This is a genomic window from Longimicrobium sp., from assembly GCF_036280135.1.
In the GTDB taxonomy this organism is placed as follows: Bacteria; Gemmatimonadota; Gemmatimonadetes; order Longimicrobiales; family Longimicrobiaceae; genus Longimicrobium.
Window position 1 is genome coordinate 1 of sequence record NZ_DASURI010000819.1, and the last position, 6,321, is coordinate 6,321.

5 protein-coding genes and 1 pseudogene are annotated in these 6,321 nt (G+C 71.7%); all 6 read left to right on the forward strand.

All coding sequences use genetic code 11. From position 1 onward, the window contains the following. Nucleotides 1-691 (forward strand): glycosyltransferase family 4 protein (locus tag VFZ20_RS26485; RefSeq protein ID WP_329686976.1); only part of this gene is annotated, 691 nt, incomplete at its 5' end. 242 nt (nucleotides 692-933) lie between these two features. Next, nucleotides 934-1,905 carry a GDP-L-fucose synthase gene (gene fcl / locus VFZ20_RS26490; protein ID WP_329686977.1) on the forward strand — a complete coding sequence of 324 codons (972 nt, stop codon included), beginning with the start codon at nucleotides 934-936 and terminating at the stop codon, nucleotides 1,903-1,905. Nucleotides 1,906-1,937: 32 nt separating this feature from the next. Beyond that, nucleotides 1,938-3,242, forward strand: coding sequence for a glycosyltransferase (locus tag VFZ20_RS26495; RefSeq protein WP_329686978.1), 1,305 nt, complete (start codon nucleotides 1,938-1,940; stop codon nucleotides 3,240-3,242). A gap of 141 nt (nucleotides 3,243-3,383) precedes the next feature. Continuing rightward, nucleotides 3,384-4,766, forward strand: a complete 1,383-nt coding sequence (locus VFZ20_RS26500) for a nucleotide sugar dehydrogenase (protein WP_329686979.1) — start codon at nucleotides 3,384-3,386, stop codon at nucleotides 4,764-4,766. A gap of 591 nt (nucleotides 4,767-5,357) precedes the next feature. Then, nucleotides 5,358-6,128: a glucose-1-phosphate cytidylyltransferase gene (gene rfbF / locus VFZ20_RS26505; protein ID WP_329686980.1), complete on the forward strand. Its 771-nt coding sequence runs from the start codon at nucleotides 5,358-5,360 to the stop codon at nucleotides 6,126-6,128. Continuing rightward, a pseudogene (locus VFZ20_RS26510) lies at nucleotides 6,125-6,321 on the forward strand (CDP-glucose 4,6-dehydratase); the annotation flags it as partial. The gene rfbF and the pseudogene VFZ20_RS26510, both read left to right, overlap by 4 nt.

A 6,321-nucleotide genomic window follows, 5' to 3' on the forward strand; every position in this document is an offset into this window, starting at 1 on the left:
GGAGCGCGTGGACGTGGTGCCCAACGGCGTGGACCTGGGGCAGTACTACGCGTCGGACGAGGCGCCGCCCATCGACGCCCTGCGCAGGAACGGCGACGAGCTCATCGTGGGCTACCTGGGCAACTTTGGCGCGAGCCAGGACCTGGGGAGCGTGCTGGAGGCCGCCGCGCTGCTGGAGCGCGAGGACCCGCGCATTCGCGTGGTGATGGCGGGGGAGGGGACCACGGCGGAGATGGTGCAGGCCCGGGCGCGCGAGCTGGGGCTGGCGCGGACGAGCATCCATCCGCCCATCCCCAAGACGCAGACGCGCGCGTTCTACAACGCCTGCGACGTGTGCCTGGTGCCCCTGGCGCCGTTCCCCATCCTGCAGGAGACCATCCCCTCCAAGATCTTCGAGGTGATGGCGTGCGAGCGCCCCGTGGCGGCCAGCCTGGCCGGCGAGGCCGCCCGCATCGTGCACGAGAGCGGGGGCGGCGTGGTGGCGCCCCCCGGCGACCCGCGGGGGATCGCCGACGCCGTGCTGCGGCTGCGCGACACGCCGCCGGCGCAGCGCGCGGCCATGGGCGCCGCGGGACGCGCGTACGTGGGCCGGCACTACGCCCGCGAGGCGCTGGCCGCCCGCTACCTGGAGATCCTGCGCCGCGTGGGCGCCCGCGGGGCGGACGGGGCGTCCGTGCCCCGGCCCGTGTGACGCGGCGGGGGGCTCGCTCGTCCTGCCGGCGCGCGCGGAAGTGATTGGGACGCAGCGGGTTGGCTGTCGGCCGGGCGGCGCTGGCCGCAAGGTTGCGTGAAAGTTTGCAGGGAACGAGATTGTTCGCGGTGGCACCCATGGGCGCCACCGCTGTCAACAGGTGGGCCGCACGGGGCCCGGCCACCGGCCGGGAGCGCGCTGCGAGGGCGGGGTTCGGCCCAGGGGACGGGAGCTGAGCGGGAATGAATCGAGAGAGCAAGATCTACGTCGCGGGCCACCGCGGGCTGGTCGGAAGCGCGCTCGTGCGCCGGCTGGAGGCGCTGGGATACAACAACCTGGTCTACCGCACCCGGGAGCAGCTGGACCTGGAGGACCCGCGCGCCGTGCGCGAGTTCTTCGAGGACGAGCGCCCGGAGTACGTGTTCCTGGCCGCCGCCCGGGTGGGCGGCATCTGGGCCAACGACACCTACCCGGCGGACTTCATCCGCAGCAACCTGGTCATCCAGCTCAACGTGGTGGACGCCGCCTGGCGCACCGGCGTGGAAAAGCTGGTGTTCCTGGGCAGCTCGTGCATCTACCCCAAGCACGCGCCCCAGCCCATCCGCGAGGAGTACCTCCTTTCGGGCGCGCTGGAGCCCACCAACGACGCGTACGCCGTCGCCAAGATCGCCGGCATCAAGCTGTGCCAGAGCTACAACCGCCAGTACGGAACCCGGTTCGTGAGCGTGATGCCCACCAACCTGTACGGCCCGGGCGACAACTTCGACCTCAAGACGAGCCACGTGCTTCCCGCGCTCGTGCGCAAGTTCCACGAGGCCCGGCTGCAGGGCGCGCCCGAGGTGGTGGTGTGGGGGAGCGGCCAGCCCCGCCGCGAGTTCCTGCACGTGGACGACATGGCCGACGCCTGCGTCTTCGTCATGCGGGAGTACGAGGACGTGTCGCAGATCATCAACATCGGCTGCGGCGAGGACGTGAGCATCGCCGAGGCGGCGGCGCTCGTGCGCGAGACGGTGGGCTACGAGGGGCGCATCGTCTACGACCGCAGCAAGCCCGACGGCACCCCCCGCAAGCTGCTGGACATCTCGCGGCTGCGCGACCTGGGGTGGAGCCCGTCCATCCCCCTGGACCGCGGCCTGGCCGACACCTACGCCTGGTTCCTGGAGCACGGCGGCGCGCGCGAGCACGCCGCGCGCGAAGCGGGCGCGCCGGCCTGAGCGCCGGCGCCCGCACGCCCACCTCACGCGAGATGAACCAGACCCTTCACGCCGGACGGCCGCCGGCCCGCGCCGCCGGGGCCCCCGCCGCGCCCGGGCCCCTGGACGTGGCGTTCGTGGGCAGCGTGGTGCCCACGGCCATGGGCACCACGCACGCCTTTTCCCCCGCGGGAAACAAGTTCCAGGTCAACCTGGTGGACCACTTGGCGCGCAGCGCCGGGGCGAGCGTGGAGACGTTCACCGTGCGCCCCCTGGCCGCGTTTCCCGGCGACCGGGTGGTGGGCTACGGCGGCGGGCGCGCCACGCTGGACGACACGGGCGCGGGGGCGCGGCTGGTGCCGTTCGTGAACGTGCGCGGCCTCAAGGAGGCCACCGTGGCCGCGTCGCTCATGGGCCACCTGGCCCGCTGGGCCACGGCGCACCGGGCGCGGGGCCCCCGCGCCCTGCTGGTGTACAACCTGTTCTCGCCCCTGGCCCTGCCCGTGCTGGCCACGGCCCGGGCGTGGCGCGTGCCCGCCGTGGCCGTCGTGGCCGACCTCCCCTTCATCTACTCGTTCCGGGGGGTCAAGGGGGTGCTGGAGCGGGTGGACTTCCAGGCGCAGCTGGCCATGCTGCGCCGCTTTGACGGGCTGGTGGTGCTCACCCGCCACATCGCCGAGGACCACGCGCCCGGCGTTCCCTGGATGCTCATGGAGGGCGCCGTCCCCGCGGGGGAGCGCGCGGCCCCCGCCGACGCGCCCGCGGACGACGGCCCGGCCCCCGGCGAGCGGGTGGCCATGTACTCGGGGATGCTCAACGAGATGAACGGCATTCCCCTGCTGCTGGAGGCGTTCGACCGCCTGCGCGAGCCGGGGTGGCGCCTGTGGATCTACGGCGGCGGGCCCCTGCAGGGGGCGGTGGAGGCGGCGGCCCGGCGGGACCCCCGCATCGAGTACCACGCCTGGGACCGCGTGCCCGCGGCCGAGGTGCGGCGCCGGCAGCGGCAGGCCACGGTGCTGGTGAACCCGCGCCCCTCGGGCGAGCGGGTGAACCGCTACACCTTTCCCAGCAAGCTCATGGAGTACCTGGCCAGCGGCACGGCCACCGTGAGCACGGCCATCCCGGGCATTCCCGAGGAGTACCACCCGTACCTGGAGCTGGCGCGGGACGAGACGCCCGACGGGCTGGCGCAGGCCATCCGCCGCGCGGCCGGGCGCCCCGACGGGGAGCGGCAGGCCCGCGGGGCCGCCGCCCGCGAGTGGGTGCTGCGGGAAAAGGGGTGGGAGCGCCAGGCGGAGCGCATCGGCGTGTTCCTGCGCGGGCTGGCGCGGCCCCGGCTGGTGCGCGGCGGCGGCTGACGCCGTCGAGTCGAAAGGTGCAACACGCGGCGGGTGCACAGGTTGCACCCGCCGTACGATTTGGGTAGATTCAGCGCCCCTCCTGCCGCGCCCCCGGCCCATGGTGGTGCCGGGAGGCGCGCTTTGACAACCGGGAGATCCATGAGTGAGCAAGTGACTGTGCGCGAGCGGCTCCAGGCCCGCATCGAGGCGCGTGAGGCGGTGGTGGGCGTGATCGGGCTGGGCTACGTGGGGCTGCCGCTGGCCGTGGAGCTGGCGCGCAGCGGCTACACCGTGCTGGGCTTCGACATCTCGGAGCGGACGGTGGAGGGGATCAACCGCGGGGAAAGCCACATCCAGGACGTGAGCAGCGAGGTGCTGTCGGCGTTCACGGGCGAGGGGCTGCTGAGCGCCACGACGGACCTCAAGCGCCTCAACGAGTGCGACGCCATCTCCATCTGCGTCCCCACGCCGCTCAACAAGACCAAGGATCCCGACCTGTCGTACGTGGCCGCCGCGTCCGACGCCGTGCTCGAGGGGCTGCGGCCGGGCCAGCTGGTGATCCTGGAGAGCACCACCTACCCCGGCACCACCCGCGAGGTGGTGCTCCCCGTGCTGGAAAAGTCGGGGCTGGTGGTGGGCGAGGACTTCTTTCTCTCGTTCAGCCCCGAGCGGGTGGACCCGGGCAACCCCACGTGGCAGACGCGCAACACGCCCAAGGTGCTGGGCGGCGTCACCCCGGCGTGCACGGAGCTGGGGCTGGCCCTGTACTCGCGCGTGTTCGAGACCATGGTGCCCGTCACCAGCGCCGAGGCGGCCGAGCTCACCAAGGTGTACGAGAACACGTTCCGCATGATCAACATCGCCCTGGCCAACGAGCTGGCCCAGGCGTGCGACAAGCTGGGCGTGGACGTGTGGGAGGTGATCGAGGCGGCGGCCACCAAGCCGTTCGGCTTCATGAAGTTCACCCCCGGTCCGGGGCTGGGCGGGCACTGCATCCCGCTGGACCCGCACTACCTCTCGTGGAAGATGCGCACGCTGGCGTTCAAGACGCGCATGATCGAGCTGGCCAGCGAGATCAACAGCGAGATGCCGTCGTTCGTCGTGCAAAAGGTGGCCGACTGCCTGAACGACCACGGCAAGCCCGTGCGCGGCAGCCGCGTGCTGGTGCTGGGCGTGGCGTACAAGAAGGACATCGACGACCTGCGCGAGAGCCCGGCCATGGACGTCATCCGGCTGCTGCAGGAAAAGGGCGCCGAGGTGTCCTTCCACGACCCGTTCTGCCCCCTCATCGCCGACGACGGGCACACGCCCATCCAGAACCTGCCCCTGCACAGCCAGGAGCTGTCCGACGCGGTGCTGGAGGCCAGCGACGCCGTGGTCGTCGTCACGGACCACAGCAGCGTGGACTACGCGCGGGTGGCCGAGAAGGCCAGGCTGGTGGTGGACACGCGCGGCGTGATGCGCGAGCCCCAGCAGCACGTGGTGGGGCTGTCGCGGCGCGCGCCAAAGAGCGTTCCCGCCCTGCGGCTGGCCGTGGCCTGACGCACCGCGTCCCCACGGACGAACCTCGCGCCCCCCGCCGGCTCCGGCGGGGGGCGCGATTCGTTTGGCCCCATGCGTCCCGGATCGCCTTGGAGACGCGCCGCCGGCACGGAGGTGCGGGACAGGTCTGTGACGAACAGCATCTCACACGGCGCCTGCGGCGAACGGAGTCAACGGTTTTCGTTCATCCGTTACCGTTGACTCCGTTGGCCGAAGGCCCCGTGTGAGAATGCCGTTTGGGTCTGCCGGGAAACCGCGGTTGGAAGCGCGTGTCCGGATACGCGGCGGATGCGCATCGTCATCCATCCGATCGCGTCCGTTCGACCGTCCAGGGCATTCTGCCGACAGTGGACGGCGGATGTGACGTGCCGGATGGCCGTGAAGTCATGCCCCCGAAAGACCGCGCGGGGCCGGCGGCGGGGAGCGCGCGACGGGCCGTTCCGCGTGTTGCGCCCCGCGTCATCACCGGGTTACATTGCGCGTCTGCCGGCGCCAGGGCCCACGGGCGTGCCGGGTGAAACGGGCTCCGGGCAGCCGGGGCCTTTTCGTTGGCGGAAGGCACGCTTCCGCAGCCGTCGCTCTTGCTATCGCATGAAAGTCGTCATCCTTGCCGGGGGCCTGGGCACGCGCATCGCCGAGGAAACGCAGGTCAAGCCCAAGCCCATGGTGGAGATCGGCGGGCGGCCCATCCTGTGGCACATCATGAAGACGTACTCGGCCCACGGGCTCAACGACTTCGTCATCTGCCTGGGGTACAAGGGGTACCTCATCAAGGAGTACTTCGCCAACTACTACCTCCACATGTGCGACGTCACGTTCGACATGCGCGACAACCGCATGGAGGTGCACCAGAACAACGCCGAGCCCTGGCGGGTGACGCTCGTGGACACGGGCGACAGCACGGCCACGGGCGGGCGGCTGGCGCGGGTGCGGGGGTACCTGGACCCGGCGGAGGACTTCTGCTTTACCTACGGCGACGGGCTGGGCGACGTGGACATCGGCGCCGCCGTGGAGTTTCACCGCGCCCACGGCCGGCTGGCCACCATGACCACGGTGCAGCCGCCCGGCCGGTTCGGCGCCGTGAACATGCGCGAGGGGCTCATCACGAGCTTCCAGGAAAAGCCCCAGGGCGATGGCGGGTGGATCAACGGCGGCTACTTCGTGCTCAACCCGCGGGTGATCGACTACATCGACGCCGACGACACCATCTGGGAGCGCGGGCCCCTGGAGCGGCTGGCCGCCGAGGGCAACCTGTCGGCGTGGCTGCACCGCGGCTTCTGGCACCCCATGGACACCCTGCGCGACAAGCTGCACCTGGACGAGCTGTGGAACGCGGACCGCGCGCCCTGGAAGGTGTGGTGACGGACGCGGCCTTCTGGCGGGACCGGCGGGTGCTGGTGACGGGGCACACGGGCTTCAAGGGGAGCTGGCTGTGCCTGTGGCTGGAACACCTCGGCTCCAAGGTCACCGGCTACGCGCTCGATCCGCCGAGCAACCCGAGCCTGTTCGAGATGGCGGGTATCGCGAAGTCCACGGACTCGCACCGCGGTGACGT

Excerpts from the sequence above, each read along its gene's own strand:
- VFZ20_RS26495 (WP_329686978.1), top strand. The coding sequence starts at position 1,938 with ATGAACCAGACCCTTCACGCCGGACGGCCGCCGGCCCGCGCCGCCGGG.
- rfbF (WP_329686980.1), top strand. The coding sequence starts at position 5,358 with ATGAAAGTCGTCATCCTTGCCGGGGGCCTGGGCACGCGCATCGCCGAG.
- VFZ20_RS26500 (WP_329686979.1), top strand. The coding sequence starts at position 3,384 with ATGAGTGAGCAAGTGACTGTGCGCGAGCGGCTCCAGGCCCGCATCGAG.
- fcl (WP_329686977.1), top strand. The coding sequence starts at position 934 with ATGAATCGAGAGAGCAAGATCTACGTCGCGGGCCACCGCGGGCTGGTC.